General features: G+C 73.2%; 24 protein-coding genes. 10 read left to right on the top strand and 14 right to left on the bottom strand.

Going from position 1 to position 23,489, the window contains the following annotated elements; genetic code table 11:
• Together pheT and pheS are read right to left on the bottom strand one after the other, a co-directional pair.
• A partial coding sequence (pheT, locus tag ACFWFR_RS06040; RefSeq protein ID WP_377621823.1) for a phenylalanine--tRNA ligase subunit beta occupies positions 1-2,758 on the bottom strand: 2,758 nt, incomplete at its 3' end.
• The gene (gene pheS / locus ACFWFR_RS06035; protein ID WP_191804057.1) at positions 2,758-3,849 is read right to left on the bottom strand and encodes a phenylalanine--tRNA ligase subunit alpha; all 1,092 of its coding nucleotides are present in this window, start codon (positions 3,847-3,849) and stop codon (positions 2,758-2,760) included. The genes pheT and pheS, both read right to left, overlap by 1 nt.
• A gap of 329 nt (positions 3,850-4,178) precedes the next feature.
• On the opposite strand from pheS, the gene ACFWFR_RS06030 reads away from it, so the two are divergent.
• Positions 4,179-4,796: a hypothetical protein gene (locus tag ACFWFR_RS06030; protein WP_377621821.1), complete on the top strand. Its 618-nt coding sequence runs from the start codon at positions 4,179-4,181 to the stop codon at positions 4,794-4,796.
• Between the two features lie 9 nt (positions 4,797-4,805).
• Here ACFWFR_RS06030 and thpR read toward each other — a convergent pair whose 3' ends face one another.
• The 5 genes from thpR to infC form a co-directional block, all read right to left on the bottom strand.
• A complete protein-coding gene (gene thpR / locus ACFWFR_RS06025) occupies positions 4,806-5,420 on the bottom strand; it encodes an RNA 2',3'-cyclic phosphodiesterase (protein WP_377621819.1) in 615 nt (204 codons plus the stop codon).
• 11 nt (positions 5,421-5,431) lie between these two features.
• Complete coding sequence (locus tag ACFWFR_RS06020; RefSeq protein ID WP_377621818.1) at positions 5,432-6,325, bottom strand: TrmH family RNA methyltransferase; 894 nt, start codon at positions 6,323-6,325, stop codon at positions 5,432-5,434.
• A gap of 38 nt (positions 6,326-6,363) precedes the next feature.
• Positions 6,364-6,750 carry a 50S ribosomal protein L20 gene (rplT, locus tag ACFWFR_RS06015; protein ID WP_030150471.1) on the bottom strand — a complete coding sequence of 129 codons (387 nt, stop codon included), beginning with the start codon at positions 6,748-6,750 and terminating at the stop codon, positions 6,364-6,366.
• A 75-nt stretch (positions 6,751-6,825) separates the two neighbouring features.
• Positions 6,826-7,020, bottom strand: a complete 195-nt coding sequence (gene rpmI, locus ACFWFR_RS06010; RefSeq protein WP_030150472.1) for a 50S ribosomal protein L35 — start codon at positions 7,018-7,020, stop codon at positions 6,826-6,828.
• 91 nt (positions 7,021-7,111) lie between these two features.
• Entirely contained in the window at positions 7,112-8,089 is a 978-nt protein-coding gene (infC, locus tag ACFWFR_RS06005) for a translation initiation factor IF-3 (protein WP_318244555.1), read from the bottom strand.
• A gap of 480 nt (positions 8,090-8,569) precedes the next feature.
• Here infC and ACFWFR_RS06000 point away from each other — a divergent pair, with 480 nt between their 5' ends.
• The 6 genes from ACFWFR_RS06000 to ACFWFR_RS05975 all read left to right on the top strand — a co-directional run bounded on the left by ACFWFR_RS06000 (position 8,570) and on the right by ACFWFR_RS05975 (position 13,247).
• Positions 8,570-9,004 (top strand): Fur family transcriptional regulator, encoded by a 435-nt coding sequence (locus ACFWFR_RS06000; protein WP_318244548.1) that lies wholly within the window; start codon positions 8,570-8,572, stop codon positions 9,002-9,004.
• A gap of 121 nt (positions 9,005-9,125) precedes the next feature.
• A complete protein-coding gene (locus ACFWFR_RS05995) occupies positions 9,126-10,628 on the top strand; it encodes a catalase (protein WP_191804051.1) in 1,503 nt (500 codons plus the stop codon).
• 283 nt (positions 10,629-10,911) lie between these two features.
• A complete protein-coding gene (locus ACFWFR_RS05990) occupies positions 10,912-11,265 on the top strand; it encodes a DUF1844 domain-containing protein (protein WP_056648882.1) in 354 nt (117 codons plus the stop codon).
• A gap of 185 nt (positions 11,266-11,450) precedes the next feature.
• Positions 11,451-12,053, top strand: coding sequence for a hypothetical protein (locus ACFWFR_RS05985; RefSeq protein WP_377621815.1), 603 nt, complete (start codon positions 11,451-11,453; stop codon positions 12,051-12,053).
• Positions 12,050-12,808 carry a trypsin-like peptidase domain-containing protein gene (locus tag ACFWFR_RS05980; RefSeq protein ID WP_377616563.1) on the top strand — a complete coding sequence of 253 codons (759 nt, stop codon included), beginning with the start codon at positions 12,050-12,052 and terminating at the stop codon, positions 12,806-12,808. Before ACFWFR_RS05985 ends, ACFWFR_RS05980 begins: the two co-directional genes overlap by 4 nt.
• A gap of 10 nt (positions 12,809-12,818) precedes the next feature.
• Complete coding sequence (locus ACFWFR_RS05975; RefSeq protein WP_377621813.1) at positions 12,819-13,247, top strand: spore germination protein GerW family protein; 429 nt, start codon at positions 12,819-12,821, stop codon at positions 13,245-13,247.
• Positions 13,248-13,302: 55 nt separating this feature from the next.
• Here the strand turns inward: ACFWFR_RS05975 and ACFWFR_RS05970 are convergent, their stop codons facing one another.
• The 7 genes from ACFWFR_RS05970 to ACFWFR_RS05940 all read right to left on the bottom strand — a co-directional run bounded on the left by ACFWFR_RS05970 (position 13,303) and on the right by ACFWFR_RS05940 (position 18,777).
• The gene (locus ACFWFR_RS05970; RefSeq protein ID WP_377621811.1) at positions 13,303-14,085 is read right to left on the bottom strand and encodes an SseB family protein; all 783 of its coding nucleotides are present in this window, start codon (positions 14,083-14,085) and stop codon (positions 13,303-13,305) included.
• Complete coding sequence (gene priA / locus ACFWFR_RS05965; RefSeq protein ID WP_056648878.1) at positions 14,082-14,813, bottom strand: bifunctional 1-(5-phosphoribosyl)-5-((5-phosphoribosylamino)methylideneamino)imidazole-4-carboxamide isomerase/phosphoribosylanthranilate isomerase PriA; 732 nt, start codon at positions 14,811-14,813, stop codon at positions 14,082-14,084. Before priA ends, ACFWFR_RS05970 begins: the two co-directional genes overlap by 4 nt.
• 82 nt (positions 14,814-14,895) lie before the next feature.
• Complete coding sequence (hisH, locus tag ACFWFR_RS05960; protein ID WP_191804046.1) at positions 14,896-15,543, bottom strand: imidazole glycerol phosphate synthase subunit HisH; 648 nt, start codon at positions 15,541-15,543, stop codon at positions 14,896-14,898.
• Positions 15,540-16,178: a hypothetical protein gene (locus tag ACFWFR_RS05955; protein WP_377621810.1), complete on the bottom strand. Its 639-nt coding sequence runs from the start codon at positions 16,176-16,178 to the stop codon at positions 15,540-15,542. Before ACFWFR_RS05955 ends, hisH begins: the two co-directional genes overlap by 4 nt.
• On the bottom strand, positions 16,175-16,774 hold the full coding sequence (gene hisB / locus ACFWFR_RS05950; protein ID WP_056648875.1) for an imidazoleglycerol-phosphate dehydratase HisB: 600 nt from the start codon (positions 16,772-16,774) through the stop codon (positions 16,175-16,177). The genes ACFWFR_RS05955 and hisB overlap by 4 nt, the downstream gene beginning before the upstream one ends.
• Positions 16,771-17,919 carry a histidinol-phosphate transaminase gene (locus tag ACFWFR_RS05945; RefSeq protein ID WP_191804125.1) on the bottom strand — a complete coding sequence of 383 codons (1,149 nt, stop codon included), beginning with the start codon at positions 17,917-17,919 and terminating at the stop codon, positions 16,771-16,773. Before ACFWFR_RS05945 ends, hisB begins: the two co-directional genes overlap by 4 nt.
• Positions 17,920-18,165: 246 nt before the next feature.
• On the bottom strand, positions 18,166-18,777 hold the full coding sequence (locus tag ACFWFR_RS05940) for a Rieske (2Fe-2S) protein (RefSeq protein WP_377621807.1): 612 nt from the start codon (positions 18,775-18,777) through the stop codon (positions 18,166-18,168).
• A gap of 131 nt (positions 18,778-18,908) precedes the next feature.
• On the opposite strand from ACFWFR_RS05940, the gene ACFWFR_RS05935 reads away from it, so the two are divergent.
• The 3 genes from ACFWFR_RS05935 to ACFWFR_RS05925 all read left to right on the top strand — a co-directional run bounded on the left by ACFWFR_RS05935 (position 18,909) and on the right by ACFWFR_RS05925 (position 23,351).
• A complete protein-coding gene (locus ACFWFR_RS05935) occupies positions 18,909-19,388 on the top strand; it encodes a hypothetical protein (RefSeq protein WP_377621806.1) in 480 nt (159 codons plus the stop codon).
• A 189-nt stretch (positions 19,389-19,577) separates the two neighbouring features.
• The gene (adhP, locus tag ACFWFR_RS05930; protein WP_191804044.1) at positions 19,578-20,609 is read left to right on the top strand and encodes an alcohol dehydrogenase AdhP; all 1,032 of its coding nucleotides are present in this window, start codon (positions 19,578-19,580) and stop codon (positions 20,607-20,609) included.
• Between the two features lie 456 nt (positions 20,610-21,065).
• On the top strand, positions 21,066-23,351 hold the full coding sequence (locus ACFWFR_RS05925) for a DEAD/DEAH box helicase (RefSeq protein WP_377621825.1): 2,286 nt from the start codon (positions 21,066-21,068) through the stop codon (positions 23,349-23,351).
• The last annotated feature ends 138 nt before the right edge of the window (positions 23,352-23,489 follow it).

The following is a 23,489-nucleotide window of genomic DNA, read 5'->3' as shown; positions in this document are numbered from 1 at the left end:
GCTCGACTACACGACCGAGCTCGAGAACACGCTCAACGTGCAGGGCGCTCTCGCGCACGCCGCGCACCAGCAGGACGGCGGCCAGCAGCATCACCACGACGGCCGGGAGGTTGACCACACCGCCCTCGCCGGGCGGGTTGGAGAGCGCCTCGGGCAGCCGCAGCCCGACCAGGCTGTGCAGCAGTTCGTTGAGGTACTGCTCGTGCGCCGCGGCGACCGCTGCAGCGCGCACGGCCGCGGAGTCCTCCGCGGTCAGCGTGCGGTCGGCGCCCCGCAGGCGCAGCGAGAACGCGAGCGACTTCTTGCCCTCGCCCACCTGGGGGCCGGTGTAGACGTCGAAGAGCGCGAGGTCCTCGAGCAGGTCGCCCGCACCCTCCTCGATCGCGGCACGCACGGCCGAGGCCGGCACGGAGGCGTCGACGACGAGCGCCAGGTCCTCCTTCGCGAGCGGGAACGACGAGACGGGAGCCGCCTGGACCGGCTGCTCCGGGGCGGCGGCGATCAGGGCGTCCAGATCGACCTCGAACGCGACGGTCCGCGCGGGCAGGCCGAGCGTCTCGAGCACCTTGGGGTGCAGCTCGCCTGCGTGCCCGACGACGGTCCCGTCCGACAGCTCGAGCCTCGCCGTCCGACCCGGGTGCCACGGCGCGTGGTCGTGGTCGGCGACGACGACCACGTCGACCCCCGCACGCTCGGCCACGAGCTCGGCGGCCGCGAGCGCGTCCGTCCAGTCCGCGGCGCGGCCGGCGCCCCACCAGCCCGACGCCTCGCGCTGCCCCGTGAGGACTCCCGCGACACGGCGCGGCTGCGGCGGGACCGCTGCCTGCAGCGTGGCCAGGTCGGCCTCGCTCGGGCGAGCACCGCCCGGCAGCTGCGGGGCGGCGGGAGCACCGGCGACCGGACGGGTCACGAGGCCGATCTCGAAGATCGCGAGGTCCGCGTTGCCTCGTCCCACGTTGCGCTTGACCGTGCCGAGCAACGTGGTGAGCAGGTTCGTCCGCATCTCGGGGTGGTCGTCCGCGAGCGGGTTGACCAGCCGCAGCGCGCGACGGCGCTCGTCGTCCGCGGGCAGGCGCAGGTCGTCGTGCGCCTGGGGGTTCACGAACGGGTAGCTCAGCGTCTCGACGAACCCGGCCTCCGCGAGGGCGCGCGCGACCGAGCGGCGGAGCCGCTGCGCGGTCGTCAACCCACGACCGGCCGGGGCCGGCGGCAGGATCGACGGGATCTTGTCGTAGCCGACGAGGCGGGCGATCTCCTCGACGAGCTCGGCGGCCCCGGTCAGGTCCGGGCGCCACGTGGGCGGGGTGACCTCGAGGGTCGTGCCGCCGTCGAGGTCGCGGACCGTGCAGCCGATCTCGACGAGGACGCCGCGGACCTGCTCCGAGGTGTACGCCACCCCGACGAGCCTCTCGGCCTCGCCGATCGGGAAGACGACGGGCGTGACGGGGGCGACCGTGTTGAGGTCGCTCACCGCCAGGTCCGCAGTGCCTCCACCGAGCTCGACGAGCAGCTCCACCACGCGCTGGGCCGCGACGGGCGGCAGCGCGGGGTCGGCGCCACGTTCGAAGCGCTTGGCCGCCTCGGAGGGCAGCTTGTGGCGACGGGCCGAGCGCGCGACCGTGACGGGGTCGAAGTGCGCGGCCTCGACCAGGACGTCGGTCGTGTTCTCGCCGACCTCGCTCGAGGCCCCACCCATGACGCCCGCGATCCCGAGCACCCGCGACGCGCGAGAGCCCTCGGGCGAGTCGGTGATGAGCAGGTCCTCGACGTCGAGGCGGCGGTCGACACCGTCGAGCGTCGTGAGCCGCTCCCCCGCGTGCGCCCGGCGCACGACGATCGGGCCCGCGACCTTCGAGAGGTCGTACGCGTGCAGCGGCTGGCCGAGGTCGAGCATGACGTAGTTCGTGATGTCGACCGCGAGCGAGATGGGCCGCATGCCCGCCTGCGTCAGGCGTCGCTGCATCCAGGCCGGCGTCGGCGCCTGCGGGTCGATGCCCCGCACGATGCGCGTGACGAACCGGTCGCAACCGGTCACGCCGTGGATCGGCGCCTCGTCCTCGACCTCGACCGGGAAGCCGTCGGGCGTCACGCCCGGCAGGTCGCCCGACGGGAGGCCGCGGTCCGTGAAGGCCGCGCCCGTGGAGTGCGAGAACTCGCGCGCGACGCCCCGGTAGGAGAAGCAGTACCCGCGGTCCGGCGTCACGTTGATCTCGAGGACCTCGTCACCGAGGCCCAGGAGCTCGAGCGCGTCCGTGCCGGGCGTCGTGTCGTAGCCCGTCTCCGGGGAGTACCCGTAGCGGTCGAGCACGATGATGCCGTCGTGGTCCTGCCCCAGACCGAGCTCCTTGGCCGAGCAGATCATGCCGTCCGAGACGTGGCCGTAGGTCTTGCGGCTCGCGATGGGGAACGGTCCTGGCAGCACGGCCCCGGGCAGGGCGACGACGACGCGGTCACCCGGGCCGAAGTTGTGCGCGCCGCAGATGATGCCGCGCGGCGTCCCGCCCTCGGCCACGGGGACGCCGTCGACGTTGTGCGCCCCGACGTCGACCTGGCACCAGTTGATGACCTTGCCGTTCTTCTGCTCCTCGGGCTCGACCGAGACGACCTGGCCCACGACGAGCGGGCCCGTGACGGACGACCCGTGGATCGCCTCCTCCTCGAGGCCCACCTTCACGAGCGCGGCGGCCAGCGTCTCGGCCGTCAGGTCAGCAGGCAGCTCGACGTGCTCGCCGAGCCAGTCGATGACGATGTTCGGCATCAGATCCCCATTCCGAACTGGGTCGAGAAGCGGACGTCGCCCTCCACCATGTCGTGCATGTCAGCAATTCCGTGGCGCAGCATGAGCGTGCGCTCGATGCCCATGCCGAACGCGAAGCCCGAGTAGACCTCGGGGTCGATCCCCGCCGAGCGCAGGACGTTGGGGTTGACCATGCCGCAGCCGCCCCACTCGATCCAGCCGGCCCCGCCCTTCTTCTGGGGGAACCACAGGTCCATCTCGGCGCTGGGCTCGGTGAAGGGGAAGAACGACGGGCGCAGGCGCGTGCGGGCCTCGGGACCGAACATCGCCTTCGCGAAGTGGTCCAGGGTGCCGAGCAGGTGCGCCATGGTCAGGCCCTTGTCGACCGCGAGGCCCTCGACCTGGTGGAACACGGGCGTGTGGGTCGCGTCGAGCTCGTCGGTGCGGAACACCTTGCCGGGGCACGCGATGTACACGGGGAGCTCGCGCTCGAGGAGCGTACGGGCCTGGACCGGCGACGTGTGCGTGCGCAGCACGAGGTTCGACGGTTCGCCCGGCTCGCCGTCCGGACCCGCCGGGGTCTGGAGGAAGAACGTGTCCTGCATCTGACGGGCCGGGTGGTCCGGACCGAAGTTCAGGGCGTCGAAGTTGAACCACTCGGCCTCGATCTCCGGGCCTTCGGCGATCTCCCAGCCCATGGCCGTGAAGAAGTCGGCCGCGCGCTCCTGGAGCGTCTCGAGCGGGTGACGTGCCCCCGAGGGGGCACGGTCGACGGGCAGCGTCACGTCGACGGACTCCTCGACGAGGACCCGCTCGTCGCGCTCGGCCTCGAGGACCTGGGTGCGCGCGGCGAGCGCCTGGTTGAGGCGCCCGCGGATCGGGCCGAGGAGCTTGCCCGCGGCAGCCTTGTCGGCGGGGGCGAGCTGGCCGATCTGGCGGTTGGCGAGAGCGAGGGCGCTGCGGTCGCCGGTGTGCTGCAGACGCACCGACTTCAGCTCGTCGAGGTCGCGGGCGGCCTCGACGGCCGCGAGGGCCTCGGAGAGGACGACCTCGAGCGCGGGGCCGTCGAGGGGCGACGGCGCAGCGGGCTGTACCGGATCAGGGGTGGACATGCGTGCCTTCCTGGCGGGATCGGGACCGGACGCGCAGAGGTCACCTCGCGCGTCCAACTGAAGATTCTAGAGCGCCCGCCGGGGCACGACCGGTCGATCCGCGGCCGCCGTGCGGCGACCGGTGGTCGACGTGCGCAGCGTCAGCCGCGCGGCCCTCGAGCGGGCCACGTAAATCGGCGATCATCGCGCTGCATGTCCCCATCGTCCCACACGCGGTCCGGACGCGACGGAGCCTCGGTCCGGACGCGAGCGAGAGTGCGGCGCGGCGCAGATCGGCGCTGCCAGGCGCAGACCGAGAGGTCGGCGGTGGCGGTGAGAGACTGGACGACGTGAGACGGCGGCACGACACGGACCACCACCGGTACGGCCCGGGCCGCGACGGTCCGGACGACGCCTGGCCAACCTACCCCGCCGGTACTCCCGGCCCGCCCGACCCGCTCTCGGCGACCAGGGACGCGGAGCTCACCGGCCCGGCGGCTCCCCCACCCGAGACGCGCCCCGCGGACGCCGCACCCCACCGCGCGCCGGACGCTCCACCGTCGGGCTCGGTCGAGGCGCGTGGGCCCCACGCCGCCCCGGCCGCACGGACGAGGCGGACGGCCTCTCGCCCGACGACGGACGACGAGCCGCCCGCCGGGTTCTGGCGGACGGCTCGGTGGGCGCTCGTGCTCGGCGCCGTGGTGGGCGCGGTCTACCTCGGGACGAGCTCGGCACGCGGGCTGACGCTCGACGACGCGGCGGTGTTCCTGCCCGTCGGGGCCGGAGGCATGGCCCTGTGCGTCTCGACGGTCGCGACGGTCGTCGCCTGGGTCGTCCGGTACGTCACGACCCGCCGTCGCACGGACGCTCTCCTTGTGCCCGGCGCCCTGCGCGGCTGGACCCGCGCGTACGGGCTGCTGCTCGGCTTCATGGTCGCCGCGTTCGTCTGGGCCGGCGCCCAGGGCTGACCCGGCTCGTCAGCGACGCACGCCGAGCGGCGACGTCCGCACGACCTCGTAGAGCGGGCCGCCGCTGCGCCCCGCCCCGGGGGTCGACTCGACCAGGCACAGCTCGTCGGCCGTGAAGCGCGGTCCCTCGTAGACCGCGAGAGCGTGCGCCAGCTCGGCGAGGCCCGGCCCCGTGGGGCGCGGGTCGGTCTTGCGCCGACCGTTCTTGCGCGGCCCGGAGGCACGCGCCACGGTCAGGTGGGCGCGCTGGCGCGGTCGCCGGTCGAGGCGCAGCCCGACGCCGGAGGCCGCTTCCGCGGTCGCGGCGCTCAGGCGACGGAGCGCCTCCGCGTCGCCACCCACCCCCGCGAACAGGATGCGGTCCTCGAAGGTCCCGGCCCCGCGCAGGTGCAGCGTCAGGGGCTCGGTCGCCTCCGCGACCTCGTCGAGGGCACGCCCCAGGTCGTCGACCGCACCGTCCGCGACCTCGCCGAAGAACGCGACCGTCAGGTGCATGAGGTCGCGCGGCGTCCAGCGGACCGAGGGTCGACCGTCGTCGGGTGCGACCGCACCGAGCGCTGACAGCGCGAGGTCGAGGTGGGCGAGGGCATCGTCCGAGGGATACAGGGCGGCGAAGAGACGCACCGACCGTCCCCTCACGCGTTCCCGTCCGTGGTGCGCGGTCGGTGCGCCCTGCTCGAGGCGTAGAGGCACACCGTCGCGGCCGTGGCGAGGTTGAGCGACTCGGCCAGGCCGCGGAGCGGGACGCTCACGACCTCGTCGGCCAGCTCGCGGTCCTCGGGCGGCAGCCCCCAGGCCTCGTTGCCGAAGACCCACGCGGTGGGACGGGCGAGGTCGGGCGTGCCGATGGGCGCGGCGCCCGCCACGTCGAGGAGGTCGTCGAGGTCGTGGTCGCCGCCGCCGTCCGCTGCGAGGACCGTGAGCCCGGCGGCGCGCAGCGCGTCGACGGTCTCCGCGAGACCCGCACCGGTCACGACCGGGAGGTGGAACAGGGATCCCGCCGTCGAACGCACGACCTTGGGGTTGTGCACGTCGACGCTCTCGCCCGCGAGCACCACCAGGTCCGCCCCGGCGGCGTCGGCCGCCCGGACGACCGTCCCGGCGTTGCCCGGGTCGCGGACGGTCGCGAGGACCGCGACGAGCCGGGGCCGCCGCGTGAGCACGTCGTCGAGCGTGAGCTGCTCGATCCGGACCACGGCCAGGATGCCCTGGGCGTCCTGGCTCATGGCCTCGAACGCCTCAGGCGTCGTGAGGTGCACGTACAGGCGCTGGTCGAGGGCGTCGTCGACGATCTTCGCGTAGCGTTCGGCTGCCGACGGGGTCACGTACACGTCACGCACCAGGTGCGCGCCGTGCCGGACGGCCTCGCGCACCCCCTGCGGTCCCTCGACGAGGAACTGCTGGTGGCGCAGACGCGCCGGACGCCCGGACAGTGCCCGGACCGCCTTGACCCTGTCGCTCCGAGGATTCCAGACCTCGGGAACGCGGTGGGAGAACGGTACGGGGCGACCTGAGGACAGATCGTTCACTGTGCGGGCGTCCGGTGAGAAGAGTCGCTGCTCGATGATCAGGCAGCAGCCTTGGGGGCGTTCACGTCAGCAGGCAGCGCGTCCTTGGCGGCCTGGACGAGCGCGTTGAAGACGGTCACGTCGTTGACCGCGAGGTCCGCGAGCACGCGACGGTCGACCTCGATGCCAGCGGCCTTGAGGCCCTGGATGAGGCGGTTGTACGTCAGGCCCTGGGCGCGCGACGCAGCGTTGATGCGCTGGATCCACAGACGACGGAAGTCGCCCTTGCGCGCCTTGCGGTCACGGTAGGAGTAGACGAGGGAGTGGGTGACCTGCTCCTTCGCCTTCCGGTAGAGACGCGAACGCTGGCCGCGGTAACCCGCAGCGCGCTCGAGAGTTGTACGGCGCTTCTTCTGGGCGTTGACCGCCCGCTTCACGCGTGCCACGTGATGCTCCTTGCAGTTCGGGGCTCAGGTAGGGATTCAGCGATGATCAGCACCGGGGTGCGACCACCAGGCAGATCACTTACCGAGCAGCTTCTTGATCTTCTTGACGTCTGCGGGGGCGACGACCTGGTCAGCAGACAGGCGACGCGTGCGCGTGCTCGACTTGTGCTCGAGCAGGTGGCGCTTGTTGGCCTGCTCGCGCATGACCTTGCCGCTGCCGGTGATGCGGAACCGCTTCTTGGCGCCGGAGTGCGTCTTGTTCTTCGGCATGGCTGCCGTTTCTCCTTTGTCTGGTCGAGATCCCGGGAGGGACCCGACGTGTTCGGGCCGGGGCCGGTGGGCCTGGCTCGGTGTCAGTTGGTCAGCTGGGCTTGCCGCCGGGCTTCGGCTTGGCAGCCGTGCCGGGCTTGGGCGCTGCCGGCCGCGGGGCCGGAGGCTTGGGCATGGCGGCCGGCTTCGGCACCGCGATCGGCTTGGGGGCCGAGACGGGCTTGGGCGCGGCAGCCGGCGCGGCCGGAGCAGCAGTCCTGGGGGCTGCCGGAGCCTTGGGAGCCGAGGTGCGAGGCGCGGCCTTGGGGGCAGAAGCGCGGGGCGCTGCTGCCTTGGGGGCTGCTGCGGGAGCGGCCTCGGCGACGGGCGCCGGTGCGGGCTCGGGAGCGGCGGCAGCCTTGACCGCAGCAGCGGCCTCGGCGGAAGCGACCATCTCCGCGGCCTCGGCGACCTGTACCTCGAAAGGCACGTCGTTGCCGTCCGCGGGCTCCTCGGAGACCTCGACGGGGGCGGCCTTGGCGGCCGACTTCGTCTGACGAGGCTCGGCCTCCTGGGCGCGACGACGCTGCTCGTTCTTGGCTTCGGCCTTCTTCTTGACCGGGCCGAGCACCATGATCATGTTGCGCCCGTCCTGCTTGGGCGCGCTCTCGACGAAGCCGAGCTCCGCGACGTCCTCCGCGAGGCGCTGCAGGAGACGGATACCCATCTCCGGGCGCGACTGCTCACGGCCGCGGAACATGATCATGACCTTGACCTTGTCGCCCGCTGCGAGGAAGCGCTCGACGTGGCCCTTCTTGGTGCCGTAGTCGTGCGGGTCGATCTTCAGACGGAAACGGATCTCCTTGAGGACCGTGTTCGCCTGGTTGCGGCGAGCCTCACGGGCCTTCATGTCCGACTCGTACTTGAACTTGCCGAAGTCCATGAGCTTGCACACCGGCGGGCGTGCGTCGGGGGCGACCTCCACCAGGTCGAGGTCAGCGTCCTGGGCAAGGCTCAGGGCGACCTCAATGCGGACGACGCCGACCTGCTCCCCACCTGGGCCGACAAGTCGGACCTCGGGGACACGGATCCGATCGTTGATGCGAGGCTCGCTGATGTGATGCTCCTAGGAAGTCGTCGGTAGACCACCAGGAACGGGAAAGGCCCCCGTCCCAGAGCGCAGGGAGGAGGCCATCGATCGGGTCGTCGCGGGTGCGACGAACACACCGTCGCGTCACCGTGAAGAACGGCGACGCTCCGGACCGAGACCCGGCCTCTGTCGCGACGATCGTCAGCAGTTGAAGCTCAGGTGGGATGGAATCCACTTTGCGCACCCGTACGTCCCTCGAAGCGCCTGCTGGAGCCTCGACAAGAACCTACGGGTCGGTCAGCGACCAACAATAGCACGCACCGGCCGGAGCCTTCGTCGCCGCAAGGCGGACGCCCGGCCCGCCCGACCACCCCAGGACCCGCGCCGCCCCGCGGGCGCGACGAGCGTTCACGTCGACGACACGCACTGGACATCCTCCATTGTTGGAACTCTTCCAGAAAGTGTGGTTAGAGTAGGACCGTGCCGATCGACAAGACGCTCCGCCCCGCGGACCACGAGACCGAGCTCCGCGACAGCGGGCTCCGCGTCACGGCTGCCCGTCTGGCGGTGCTCGACGTCGTGACCCGGCAGCAGCACGCCGACGCGGACGACGTCCTGCGGGCCACCCGCGAGGCCCTCGGGTCGGTGTCCGTCCAGGCGGTCTACGACGTCCTGAACGCGCTCACGGACCACGGTCTGCTCCGGCGGATCGCGCCGGCGGGCCACCCGGCGCGCTACGAGCGCAGGCTGGGCGACAACCACCACCACGTCGTGTGCCGCTCGTGCGGTGCGGTCGCCGACATCGACTGCGCGGTCGGTCACGCACCCTGCCTGACACCGAGCGGGAACAACGGCTTCACGATCGACACGGCCGAGGTCACGTACTGGGGCCTGTGCCCCGACTGCGCGGCCTGACGCCCGCCACCGCACCACGGCCACCCCGAGCCCCCCACCGCTCCCCGGAGCACCTGTCCCTACCGCCCCCTACCCACGAGCAGGCACCGGGCCCAGAGCCCCTCACCTGAAGGAGAAGACGATGACGAACACCCCCTTCACCACCACGCAGACGGGCACCCCCGTCCCGAGCGACGCCCACTCCCTGACCTCCGGGGCGGACGGCGCGACCGCGCTGCACGACCGCTACCTGGTCGAGAAGCTCGCGCAGTTCAACCGCGAGCGCATCCCGGAGCGCATCGTCCACGCCAAGGGCGGCGGCGCGTTCGGCGAGTTCGTCGTGACCGAGGACGTCTCGGCCTACACGCGTGCGGCCGTGTTCCAGCCGGGCGCGCGGACCGAGACCCTCCAGCGCTTCTCGAGCGTCGCGGGCGAGCAGGGCTCCCCCGACACCTGGCGCGACGTGCGCGGCTTCTCGGTAAAGTTCTACACGACCGAGGGCAACTACGACATCGTCGGCAACAACACCCCCGTCTTCTTCATCCGGGACGGCATCAAGTTCCCGGACTTCATCCACTCGCAGAAGCGCCTGCCGGGCTCGGGTCTGCGCGACGCAGACATGCAGTGGGACTTCTGGACCCTGTCCCCCGAGTCCGCGCACCAGGTGACCTACCTCATGGGTGACCGTGGCCTGCCGCGCTCGTGGCGCGAGATGCCGGGCTTCGGCTCGCACACCTACCAGTGGATCAACGCGGCGGGCGAGCGCTTCTGGGTCAAGTACCACTTCACGTCGAACCAGGGCAACGTCGAGATGGAGGGCTCGGAGGCCGAGCTCATCGCGGGCGCCGACGCCGACTACTACCGTCGCGACCTGTACGAGGCCATCGAGGCCGGCAACTTCCCGTCGTGGGACCTGCACGTCCAGGTCATGCCGTACGAGGACGCCAAGACGTACCGCTTCAACCCGTTCGACCTGACGAAGGTCTGGCCGCACGCCGACTACCCGCTCATCAAGGTCGGGACGCACACGCTCAACCGCAACCCGCAGAACTTCTTCGCGGAGATCGAGCAGGCGGCGTTCTCGCCCGCCAACACGGTCCCGGGCATCGACATCAGCCCCGACAAGATGCTCATGGCCCGCGTGTTCTCCTACCCGGACGCGCAGCGCTACCGCGTGGGCACCAACTACAACCAGATCCCGGTCAACGCCCCGCACGCCGCGCCGGTGCACAACTACTCGCAGGACGGCGCCCAGCGTCACGGGTTCAACTCCCCCTCGACGCCGGTCTACGCCCCCAACAGCCTGGGCGGCCCCGTGGCCGACGAGGCGCGCGCCGGGGTCGGCTCCTGGGAGTCGGACGGTGAGCTGACGCGGGCCGCGGCGACGCTGCACGCCGAGGACGACGACTTCGGCCAGGCCGGCACGCTCTACCGCGAGGTGTTCGACGACGCGGCCAAGGCTCGCTTCCTCGAGACCATCACGGGTGCCGTCGGCGGTGTCCAGAGCCCTGTGATCCGTGAGCGCGCGATCCAGTACTGGACGAACGTGGACGCGAACCTCGGGGCGGCCCTGCGCAGCGCCCTCGAGGCCGCTCCGCTCGCTGCGGACGAGGACGGCGTCACGTCGGAGCCCGCGCACTCCTGACGCGGGTCCCCTGACCGGCGCGACGTCGTCGGGCAGGAGCCCTGTGCACCACCCCGGAGGCCGGGTCCGCTCAGCGGGCCCGGCCTCCGGGCGTGCGGCCGCCGCCCGCCCGCCGTGGCGAGCACCTGCCAGGTCAGCGCTTGGCACACTATTCCTATCGCGAGGCGCGCGAGGCCCGACGGCGCAGCCCGCCTCGACCGGCCGTGTCCCCCCGGACCGGGCCCGGGCCGGCGACGGGCCGCCCGGGGTCCCCGCACAGCCCATGCTCTGGAAGGATGGAGCCATGACAACCGAGAACGACCCCACCACCCAGGACGCCACCCGGGACATCGCGGACGTCGCGGCCGTCGAGGTCATCACCTCGGCCGCGGTCCACCTCATGAGCGCCGCGGCCGTCAAGTGCGGCCTGGCCGAGGACGCCGCCGAGAAGGGTCACCTGGACCTCGACGAGGCGCGCAAGCTCATCAACGCGCTCGCCGCCCTCGTGACCGCGTCCGCCCCGGACATCGGCAACCAGCACGCACGCTCGCTGCGCGACGGCCTGCGCACGCTCCAGCTCGCGTTCCGCGAGGCCTCGGTCTACCCCGACGCCCTCGGCGAGGGCCCGGGCGAGAAGTACACGGGCGCGGTCAGTTGAGCACCCCGTCGGGCGGGCAGCCGACGCCTCCCCCGCCGTCCAGCGCGCACGGGGGCCACGGCGTCGTGCCCCCGCCCGACGGTCGGGCGACTCCTCCCCCGCCCGCACCTCCCGGTGTCCCGCCGGCGCAGGCGCAGACCCCGGCGCCGGCACAGCCCTGGGCCTCCGACGACGTCTCCCCGCAGATGTCCGCCTACCAGGCAGCGGCCACGCTGCCCGGTGCGGGCCCTGCGGGCCCCACCGGCGGCCCCCCGTCGGGCAGCGCGAAGCGCGGCCGCCCGGGGCGCGGCAAGACCGTCGCGATCGTGGTCCTGAGCCTCGCGCTGCTCGCGTCGCTCGGCCTCGGTGCGTACCTCCTGGTCACGACGCTGAGCTGGCAGGACCGCAGCGCGCAGTGGGAGTCCGAGGCGCGGGGGCTGGGCGAGGACGTCGCCCAGCTCACGGCCGACCTCGACGGCGCCAACACCGAGCTCGAGTCGGCCCGCACGCAGCTCGCGACCACGCAGGAGCGCATCACCGAGCTCGCGAACGAGAAGGCGCAGCTCGGCGACGAGAACGTGGCCTCGCAGCAGTACCTCGACTACCAGGCCCGCATCTCCGAGGCCGCCGGCACGGTCGCCGCCGCCCTCGGGCAGTGCACCACGGCGCAGGACGAGCTCATCGGCTACCTCAACAACCGCGACGCCTACAACCCCGACGACCTCGCCCGGTTCGCGACCCAGGTCGACGGGCTGTGCAAGGCCGCGACCGACGCGAACACCGAGCTCCAGAAGGAGCTCAACAAGTGAGGCCGACGACCGCCGGGCGTCGCCGCCCGCGGCGACCGGCCGCGCTGCTCGCGGGCGTCCCGCTGCTCGCGGCCCTGGTCACGGGCTGCGGGGTGCTGCCCGAGCTGCCCGAGCCCATGCCCAGCTCGGTCGTGCCCAGCTTCGCCCAGCAGGCCGAGCCCGTGGGCTCGGAGAACCTCTCCCCGGACGGGTTCGACGCGGTCAAGCGCATGGCCGTACGCATCCGCAACGTCGGGTGCTCGTCGCTCTCGACCGGGTCGGGGTTCGCGCTCGACGACCGCACGCTCATCACGAACAAGCACGTCGTGGAGGGCTCCAAGTCGCTCCAGGTGCTGACGTACGACGGGCGCGACATCAAGGTCGAGACCGCCAGCGCGGCGGGTCTCGCGGACCTCGCGATCGTCCGCACGAGCGACGACCTGCCCTCGGCCCCGACCCTCGCCGCGGCCGACCCGGTCCAGGGCGAGGCCGTGACGGTCGTGGGATACCCCGAGGGCGGGCAGCTCACGGTCACTCAGGGCACGGTCGTGGGCACCACCACGGACCCGCTGCACTCGAACCTCGGCGAGGTCCTCGTGACCGACGCGCAGGTCGAGCCCGGCAGCTCGGGCTCCGCGGCGCTCAACGCGGACGGCGAGGTGATCGGCGTCGTGTACGCGAAGTCGAGCAACGCCTCGCTGCTCGTCCCGGTCTCGACGCTGCGGTCGATGCTCGACGACACCTCGGCCTTCGCACCCTTGCCCGCCTGCTCGTAGGCTGCGAAGCATGAGCAACGACGCGAGCACGGCAGGACGGCCCGACCCCACGTTCGTCACGCGAGCGGCGAACGACGCCTTCTCGGTGCGCAAGGTCTTCGGTGAGGCCTACGAGCGCGACGGGACGCTCGTGGTGCCGGTGGCCAAGGTGTGGGGCGGCACCGGCACGGGCTACGGGTACGGGGTCGGATCCTCGGCGGACGGCGCCGGGAAGCGGGGCGACGAGGGCGCGGCCGCCGCTCCCGACGCAGGCGAGGGGGCCGGTGGCGGCGGGGGCTACGGCATGAGCGTGCGCCCGCTGGGCGTGTACGTCGTGGGCCCCGACGGTGCACGGTGGCACCCCGCGCTCGACCTCAACAGGGTCGTCCTGGGGGGGCAGGTCGTGGCCGTCGTGCTCGCCCTGGTGGGCGGCTGGGTCCTGGGACGCCGCCGCCGCTGAGCGGTCCGCGCCGTCGGGCAGCTCGCAGGATGCCCGACGGCGCAGCACGGCTGGGTCAGTCGGCGCGGCCGATGCGCAGCTCGAGCGAGTCGACGCGCTCGGAGATCACGTCGCTGCCCGCGAGGGCCGCGTTGACCTGGGCCAGGACCGCGTCGAGACCTCGTCGGTCCAGGCCCGAGTCGATCGCCAGGACGACCGCGACCTCGGCGCTGCGCCCCGTCTCGGCGCGGACGGCCGCGACGTGCTCGACTCCCGAGACCGCGCCCGCGATCGCGTCCGCGACGTCCTCCACGACCTGACCGTCGGCCACGGCCGGGGCCCACTCCTTGCCCTGCGCGAGCGCCCACACCGCGGGACGCGGGATCAGGACCGTGACCGGGCCCGACGGGTCGAGGACCAGCAGCGACCAGTCCTCGCTCACGGCCGACAGCGCGGCGCGCGGCGCGTCCACGGGGACCGGGCGAGCGTCGGGCCGCCAGGCGGCCATGCTCGCGACGCTCGAGAACACCGGGAGCGCACGCCGGCCGTCGGGGGCCTCGAGCGCGACGACACCGGCCGCGGCCTCCTTGTCGACCTTCTGCCCGTGCTCACCCTCGCCCGCCGTGACGAGCTCGGCGAGGATCGGGATCAGCAGGCGCGAGCGGCCGAGCTGCGCGACGACCTGGGTCAGGCTCGCCCCGCCCTCGACGAACGCCGCGAGGACCGCGGTCAGCGCCGGGTCGGCCGAGCCGTCGTCCCCGGAGAAACCGGAGGACGGCGGCAGCGCCTTGCCCTTCGACAGCGGCGCCGCACCGTGCTCGGACGCGTGGGCGTGACCGGCGTGCGGGTCCGAGGTCACGGACGGCCTGCCACGTCGAGGGCCTGCGGCAGCGTGAAGGCACCCGCGTAGAGCGCCTTGCCGACGATCGCACCCTCGATGCCCTCGCCGACCAGGGCGCGCAGCGCCTCGAGGTCCGCCAGGCTCGAGATCCCGCCCGAGGCGATCACGGGCGCGTCGGTGCGCGAGGCGACCTCGCGCAGCAGGTCGACGTTCGGGCCGCGCAGCGTCCCGTCCTTGGTCACGTCGGTCACGACGTAGCGCGAGCAACCGGCCGCGTCGAGACGTTCGAGGACCTCCCAGAGGTCACCGCCCTCCTGGGTCCAGCCGCGCGCCGCGAGGGTCGTGCCGCGCACGTCGAGCCCGACGGCGATCGCGTCGCCGTGCTCGGCGATGACCTTCGCGGTCCACTCGGGGTTCTCGAGGGCGGCCGTGCCCAGGTTGACGCGCGAGCAGCCCGTCGCCAGGGCGCGAGCGAGCGACTCGTCGTCACGGATGCCCCCCGAGAGCTCGACCTTGACGTCGAGGCGCGCGACGACGTCGGCCAGCAGCTCGGCGTTGGACCCGCGACCGAAGGCCGCGTCGAGGTCGACGAGGTGCACCCACTCGGCTCCCCCGGCCTGCCAGTCGAGAGCGGCCGACAGCGGGTCGCCGTACGAGGTCTCCGAGCCGGCCTCCCCCTGGACGAGGCGCACCGCCTGCCCGGCGGCGACGTCGACGGCGGGCAGCAGGACGAGACGATCGGTCATGAGGGGTCCTTCCGAGGGAATGCACGAGAACGATGGACGAGAGGGAGGGTCGGGCAGGGTCGTGGATCCCACCCGGGACGGTTCAGAGCGAGCGGACCCAGTTCTCCAGGAGGGCCGCACCGGCGTCGCCGGACTTCTCCGGGTGGAACTGGGTCGCGCTCAGCGGGCCGTTCTCGACGGCCGCGACGAACGGGCCCCCGTGGTCGGACCAGGTGACGAGCGGGGCGCGGAACGCGGGCCCCACGGGCTCGTCGACCCCGAGCGGGAAGCGGCGGGCCGCGTACGAGTGCACGAAGTAGAAGCGCTCGTCGGCGATGCCGTCGAAGAGCACCGAGCCCTCGGGCACCTGGACGGTGTCCCAGCCCATGTGCGGGACGACGGGCGCGTCGAGGCGGTCGACGATGCCAGGCCACTCGCCGAGCCCCTCGGTGAGGGTCCCGTGCTCGTCGCCCTCGTCGAACATGACCTGCATGCCGACGCAGATCCCGAGCACCGCACGGCCGCCGGCCAGGCGGCGCTCGACGATCTGGTCGCCCCGCACGGCCTTGAGCCCGGCCATGACGGCAGCGAACGCGCCCACGCCCGGGACGACGAGCCCGTCGGCCTCCGAGGCGCGCGCCCGGTCGGCCGTGAGCTCGACCTGCGCCCCGACCCGCTCGAGCGCACGGACGGCCGAGCGGACGTTGCCGAAGCCGTAGTCGAGGACGACGACCGCGGGTCCGACGCTCACTTCTTGCGCGCCTTGCGGGCGGTCGACGTCAGCAGGCGCATGGCCTTCCAGCGCGAGATCCCCGAGCTCGGGACGACTCCCGAGAGCTCGGCGACGGTCGTCTGGCCCGTGACGAGGTCCTCGAGCTCCTCGGGCGCACCGCCGAGCACGAGCCCCGGGGCGAGCACGTCGCCCTCGACGCCGTCCTGCCAGCGCGTCGCGCTGAGCTGCTCGCCGCGGCGCGTGAGCAGGATGAGCGGGACGCCCTTGACGAGGGTCGAGACGGCGGCCGCGGCACGCTGCGGCGCGTCGCCCGACAGGTCGCGCAGGACCGCCAGCGCACCGATCTCGGTGGGCACGGCGTCGATCTCGAGCTGCGCGAGCGAGCAGGCGGCTGCCAGGGGCTCGGCACCCGCGATCTGGGTCACGAGGACCGCGAGCTCGGGGTCGGAGGACGGGGAGAGCAGGCTCGAGATGTCGTCCGGGATCACCAGGTCCAGCTCGGGCTCTTCGGGGTTCTGCGGGGTGGTCATGTCGTCCGTCTCGGTCGTCCGCGGCGTGTGGTCGCCGCGGGGCTGGTCGACGGGTCCGTGGCTGGGCTCGTGGCCGCCCTCGGACCCGTCGGGCTGTGCGGGGGTCGTGGGCTCGGGGCTCACAACGCGCCCTTGGTCGACGGGATGCCGTCGACCCGGGCGTCGGGCGCCACGGCGAAGCGCAGCGCACGGGCGAGGGCCTTGAACTGCGCCTCCACGATGTGGTGGGGGTCGCGGCCCGAGAGCACGCGCACGTGGATGCAGATCGCGGCGTGGTGCGCGATCGACTCGAGCACGTGGCGCGTGAGCGACCCCGTGAAGTGCCCGCCGATCAGGTGGTACTCCTGGCCCGCGGGCTCGCCCTCGTGCACGAGGTACGGGCGGCCCGAGACGTCGACGACCGCGAGCGCGAGCGCCTCGTCGAGCGGCACCATGGCGTCGCCGAAGCGGGAGATGCCCGCCTTGTCGCCGAGCGCGATCTTGAGCGCCTCGCCGATCGTGATCGCGACGTCCTCGACCGTGTGGTGCGCGTCGATGTGCGTGTCGCCCGTGGCCCGGACCGTGAGGTCGATGAGCGAGTGCTTGCCGAGGGCCGTCAGCATGTGGTCGTAGAACGGGACGGTCGTCGAGATGTCCGTCTTCCCGGTCCCGTCGAGGTCCAGCTCGACGAGCACGCTCGACTCCGACGTCGCGCGCTCGATGCGCGCGGTGCGCTTCACAGTCCTGCCACCTCCACCAGGGCGTCCTTGAACGCCGTCATCTCCTGCGGTGTGCCGATCGACACCCGCAGCCAACCTTCGGGACCAGTCTCCCGGATGAGGACGCCTCGATCCAACAGGCCCTGCCAGACCGCGTGGCGGTCCGGGAAGGTACCGAACAGGACGAAGTTCGCGTCCGAGTCGGCGACCTGCAGCGGGGCGCCGCCCAGGGCCGCGGGGCGCTGGGCCCGCAGCCAGGTCACGGTCGCGTCCCGCTCGGCCCGCAGCGCGTCGACCTGGGCCAGCAGCGAGGACGAGTGCTTGAGGGCAGCGCGCGCGACCGCCTGGGTCGCCGCCGACAGGTGGTACGGCAGGCGCACGACGCGCAGCGCGTCGACCAGCGTGGTCGACGCGGCGAGGTAGCCGACGCGTGCACCCGCGAGCGCGAACGCCTTGGACATGGTGCGCGAGACCGCGAGGTTGGGGTAGCGCTCGAGCAGCTCGAGCGCCGAGGGGACGCCCGCGCGGCGGAACTCTCCGTAGGCCTCGTCGACCACGACGACGGCCGAGGTCCCCGGCTCGGCGCCGTGCGGGGTGACCGCGAGCGCCGCCTCGCACACGGCCTCGACGACCTCGCGTGTCAGGGCCGTGCCCGTCGGGTTGTTGGGGCTGGCCAGGAGGATCACCGAGGGGGCGTGCGCGACGATCGCTGCGCGCGCGGCCTCGGGGTCGAGCGTGAAGTCCTCCGCACGCCGCCCCGTCACCCAGGCGGTCGAGGTGTCGCGGGCGTACTCGGGGTACATCGAGTAGGTCGGCGCGAACGACAGCGCGGTGCGCCCGGGTCCGCCGAAGGCCTGGAGCAGGTGGAGCATGACCTCGTTGGAGCCGTTCGCGGCCCAGACCTGCTCGGGGGCAACGCGCACGCCCGACTCCCCCGCGAGGTAGTCGGCGAGGTCCTGGCGCAGGCCGAGGAAGTCGCGGTCGGGGTAGCGGTTGAGCGTGGCAGCGGCCTCGGCGACGTCCGCGGCGATGGTCGCCACGACTTCGGCCGAGGGCGCGTAGGGGTTCTCGTTGACGTTGAGCAGGACGGGCACGTCGAGCTGCGGGGCCCCGTACGGCTCGATCCCCGCGTGCTCGGGTCGCACCGGGAGGCGCACCTGCGCCACGGCGTGCGTGCGGGCCTGCGAGATGGAGGCACCCGCCCGGGGTGCGTCGTCCGGGGACTCGAGAAGAGGAGTGGTCACCAGGACAGTCTACGAAGCCGTCCGTGCCGGACGGGTGGACGTCCGGCAGGCGGTCGGTGGACCTGCCCGCCGCGGGCGGTGCCGACGGTCGTCCGACGGCGCGACCGTGCAGTGAGCCGACGGCGTGACCACGCAGTGAGCCGACGGCGTGACCACGCAGTGAGCACGTCAGGCGGTGACGACGTCGGTGCCGCTCACCGTGACGGCGAGGCGGGGCAGGGGCGTGGGCGCCGGGCCGGCGATCACGTCGCCCGTGCTCAGGTCGAAGCGGGAACCGTGGCACGGGCAGTCGAGCTCGCCGTCTCCCGGCGCGACCGTGCAGCCCTGGTGCGTGCAGATCGCGCTGAAGGCCTCGAACGTCCCCTCCTCGGGCTGGGTCACGAGGTAGGGCGCACCGTCGACCTGGACCGACACGGCACCTCCCACGGGCACGTCGCCCGTGGCGGTGACCACGGTGCCCGACGGCGCGGCCGCCGTCCCGCTCGTCCCGCTGCCCCCGCCCGTGGTCCCGGTGGTACCTGCCCCGCCCCCGCCGCCCGAGCAGGCCGCGAGCACCAGGGCGCCTGCGCCCGCTCCCGCCGACACGAGGAGCGAGCGCCGCGAGAGGAGGTCGCACGCCGGACGGCCGACGTTCCGAGCAGGAGCCGGGCTAGCTGTCGGCGGAGCGGCCGTGGGCGGCCGCTCCGGGCCGGGCGCCCTGGCCGGCGTGGTGGCCGGCGTGGCGGCGGGCGCCCCCGCCTGCGTCGCGAGAGAGGTCGCCTGCGTGGTCGAGGTCCTCATGGTCACCCTCCGCCGTGCGTCCGGGGTCGAGAAGTCTTTCAATTGAAGCATCGGGCCCGGCGCCACGCGCGAGCGCGCGACGTCCCGTCCGGGCATCCCGCCCACCCGCACCAGAGCACTCGGAGCACCCCATGGCCGCGTCCGAACCCCCGCCCGCCGCAGGCTCGAGCCCGGGGGGATCCCCGCCGTCGGGCACGCCGCCCGTGCCCCCGCCGCTGCCGCGCGGCGCATGGCTGCTGCGCGGCGTGACGGCCGCGGGGCTGCTGCTCTCGGCCGACGTCCACCTGTTCCTCTACGTCCAGGGGTACCAGGACATCGAGGTCGTCGGACCGCTGTTCCTGCTCAACGCGGTCGCGGGGTTCGTGCTCGGTCTGCTCGTGCTGGTCTGGCGCCACTGGCTGCCGCTGCTGGGGGCGATCGGGTTCTCGGTCGCGACGCTCGGCGCGTTCTACCTCTCGACGACGGTCGGGTTCTTCAGCGTGGAAGAGACGGTCGGCGGGGTCCAGCAGGTCACGGCGGCCGTGAGCGAGTGGGTCGCGCTCGTCGGTGCGCTGCTGGCGCTCGTGGTCGAGCGCCATCGGGCGACCGGACGGTCCAGAAGCACCCCCTGACCTGCACAGACATCGCTTGTGACGGTTTTCACAAAGGAGTTCGTCCTTTCTGTCCGACGCTGGACGGGCGCCCCTCCGCCCCCTCGGTTACGGTCGAGTCGTCGGACACCACAGGACGCGGAGCGCGTCCCGTCGCACCCGTCGACCCGCGGGTGGACCCCGCCCGGTGTCCGCTCCTGGAGGAGAGCCATGAGCACCATGAAGGCAGCCGTCGTCCACACGTTCGCCGAGCCGCTCACGATCGACGAGATCGAGGTCCCCACCCCCGGACCCCACGAAGCACTCGTCAAGGTCGACTACACGGGCGTGTGTCACACCGACCTGCACGCCGCCCACGGCGACTGGCCCGTCAAGCCCAGCCCCCCGTTCGTCCCCGGGCACGAGGGCGTCGGGACCGTGGTCGCGGTCGGCGACCAGGTCACCCGCGTCAAGGTCGGCGACAAGGTCGGCAACGCCTGGCTGTGGAGCGCGTGCGGCGAGTGCGAGTACTGCGAGACCGGGTGGGAGACGCTCTGCCCCCAGCAGAAGAACGGCGGGTACTCGGTCGACGGCTCGTTCGGCCAGTACATGCTGGTCGACTCGCGTTACGCCCCGATCATCCCCGAGGGCGTCGAGGACGCGGCCGTCGGCCCCATCCTGTGCGCGGGTGTCACGGTCTACAAGGGCCTCAAGCAGACGGACACGAAGCCCGGCGAGTGGGTCCTGATCTCGGGCATCGGCGGCCTGGGGCACATCGCGGTCCAGTACGCCGTGGCCATGGGGCGCCGCGTCGCCGCGGTCGACGTGGACGACGAGAAGCTGGCCCTGGCCCGCAAGCACGGCGCCGAGGTCACGGTCAACGCGGCCACCTCGGCAGACCCTGCGGCCGAGCTCCAGGAGAAGACCGGGGGCGGCGTGCACGGCGCGCTCGTGACCGCGGTCAACGCCCACGCCTTCCCGCAGGCCGTCGGTGCGCTGCGCCGCGGTGGCACGGTCGCCCTCGTCGGGCTACCGCCCGAGAAGTTCCCGCTCGACATCTTCACGACCGTCCTGTTCGGCCTCACGGTCCGCGGCTCGATCGTCGGGACGCGCAAGGACATGGCCGAGGCGCTCGACTTCTTCGCCCGCGGGAAGGTCAACCCGACGTACACCGTGCGCCCGTTGAGCGACATCAACGACATCTTCAGCGAGATGGAGGCGGGCAAGATCGACGGCCGCGTCGTCATGGACATGCACTCCTGACGAGGCTCTCGCGGGGCCGCCTGCCCGGGCCCTGACCACCACCTGTCCGGTCATGAGGCCCGGTGCGGTCCGACGGATCTCCGTGGGACCGCACCGGGCCGAGCTCGTGGCGCGTCACCGCGCGGCGCCGCACGGCGCCCCGCCGGCGACCGGCCTGTGCACCGAGCACGCGGTGTCCCACCCTGCGCCTACGATCGCTGGGTGACCTCGTTCCCCCGTGACCAGCACGACCCGTACGCAGACCTCCCCCCCGACTTCGCGTCGGAGCCACCTGCCGACCTGTACGACGAGCCCCCGGTCCCCGACGACGCGGGGGCCGCCCCGCGGCGCGCGCACACCGGCGCGGGCGCGGCCCGCCCGTCGCCCACCGCGACGGAGCCCGCCGCCGAGCCGTCTCCCGGTGCGGCGTCCGACGCCGTCGCGGCGGCCGACGCCGCGCGGCTCGCCAAGGTGGCCATGCTGCGCAGTCTCCTCGAGGGCAAGGACCTGCGCGAGGAGGCAGAGACCGCGCTGCGCTCGCTCGTCGGCCGCGAGGACGCGAGGCTGCGCGACGACCAGTGGCTCGCGATCGAGGCCCTGGTCGCGTTCCGCCGTCGGGCCCTCGTGGTCCAGCGCACCGGGTGGGGCAAGTCGGCCGTCTACTTCGTCGCGACCTCGCTGCTGCGCTCGCGGGGCGCGGGGCCCACGGTCATCGTCTCGCCTCTCCTGGCCCTGATGCGCGACCAGATCTCTGCCGCGGCCCGCGCCGGGATCCGCGCCGTGACGATCAACTCGTCGAACATGACCGAGTGGGACGAGGTGCACGCCGCGATCGCCGCAGGAGAGGTCGACGTCCTGCTCTGCTCGCCCGAGCGGCTCAACAACCCCGGCTTCCGTGACGAGGTGCTCCCCCGGCTCGCAGCCGACGCGGGCCTCGTGGTCATCGACGAGGCGCACTGCATCTCGGACTGGGGCCACGACTTCCGTCCCGACTACCGCCGCATCCGCACGCTCCTGGCCGACCTTCCCCCGGGCATCCCGGTGCTCGCCACGACCGCGACCGCCAACGAGCGCGTGACCGCCGACGTCGCCGAGCAGCTCGGCGTCACGGGCGCGTCGGTCGCCGCCGCGGCGAGCGGGACGGGGGCCACGGAGAACCCGGGCGCCCCGCGCGAGGACGTGCTCGTGCTGCGGGGCGGTCTCGACCGCGAGTCGCTCCACCTGGCCGTGCTGAACCTGCCGGACCAGCCGAGCCGCATCGCGTGGCTCGCCGAGACGCTCCAGGACGTGGACGGCTCGGGGATCGTCTACTGCCTCACGGTCTCGGCCGCCGAGCAGGTCGCGAGCCAGCTCCGGGCGGCCGGCCTGGCCGTGGCCGCGTACACGGGCCAGACCGACACGACCGAGCGCGAGCAGCTCGAGGCCGACCTCAAGGAGAACCGGGTCAAGGCGCTCATCGCGACCTCGGCGCTCGGCATGGGCTTCGACAAGCCGGACCTCGCCTTCGTCGTGCACCTGGGCGCCCCTTCGTCTCCCATCGCGTACTACCAGCAGGTCGGTCGTGCCGGGCGTGGGGTGGACAGCGCGGTCGTGGTGCTGCTGCCCGGCGAGGAGGACCGTCGCATCTGGGAGTACTTCGGGTCGCTCGCGTTCCCGGCCGAGCGTCAGGTCCGCGAGACCCTCGCCGCGCTCGAGGCGGGGGGCGGGGCACAGTCCGTCGCGGCCCTCGAGACGCAGGTCGACCTCAAGCGCTCACGCCTCGAGACCATGCTCAAGGTCCTCGACGTCGACGGCGCGGTCCGTCGCGTCAAGGGCGGCTGGATCTCGACGGGTCAGCCCTGGGTCTACGACGCGGACCGCTACGCGCGCGTCGAGCAGACCCGGCTCGCCGAGCAGCGCTCGATGATCGACTACGAGGCCACGACGGGCTGCCGCATGGCGTTCCTGCGCGCTGCCCTCGACGACCCCGAGCTCGAGCCCGGCTGGACGTGCGGTCGCTGCGACCGGTGCGGCGGGGTCGACCTGCCGGCCGCTCCCGACGCCGAGGCGGTGTCCGCGGCGCGCGCCGACATGGACCGACCGGGCGTCGAGGTCGTCGCCCGCCGCCAGTGGCCCACGGGTCTCGACCGGCTGGGCCTCGACCTCAAGGGACGCCTGTCCCCCGAGGAGCTCGCGTCACCGGGCCGGGCCGTCGCCCGCCTCGACGGGCTCGGCTGGTCGGGCCCGCTCCGGGAGCTCTTCGCCCCGGGCGTGCCCGACGGCGAGACTCCCGTCGCGCTGCGTCGCGCGGCCGCGCGCGTGCTCGACGAGTGGGACGCGCTCTACACGACCCCTCCCGTGTCCGACGACGACGTGGCACCGGTCGACGGTGCCACGGCGGCCGACGGGACCGGGACTCCCACGCGCAAGCTCCTGCTCGACGGCGTCGTGTCGGTGCGGTCGGCCACGCGCCCCCAGCTCGTCCAGCACCTGGCGGGCGGGCTCGCGCGCTACCTCGAGCGCCCGCTCGTCGGGAGCATCGGCCCCGTGCCGGGGCACGAGCAGCCCGGACGGCACGACGTGAACTCGGCCATGCGCCTGGCGGGGGTCGTCGAACGTCTCCGGCTCGAGCTCTCGGGCCCCGCGATGGCGGGCCTCGCGGGTCGCCGCATCCTCCTGGTCGACGACTACACCGACTCGGGCTGGACCCTCACGGTCGCGGCCCGACTGCTGCGCCAGGCGGGCGCCGCGGCGGTCTACCCGTTCGTGCTCGGGGTGCGCTGACGTCCTGCTCCCGACGCACGAGGGCGGGGCGCGGACCGGAGAGACTCTCCCGTCCACGGCGGGTCCGGGTGGAAGTCGCCGACGGGCAGGACGGGCAGCACCGCAGGTGTCCGGGCGACCGCGGCCAAGCGGGCATCC

The organism is Oerskovia sp. NPDC060287 (genome assembly GCF_042726775.1).
Taxonomy (GTDB): domain Bacteria; phylum Actinomycetota; class Actinomycetes; order Actinomycetales; family Cellulomonadaceae; genus Oerskovia; species Oerskovia merdavium.
The sequence above is the reverse complement of the archived record's forward strand: the minus strand, read 5'-3'. Positions and strand labels throughout refer to the sequence as shown.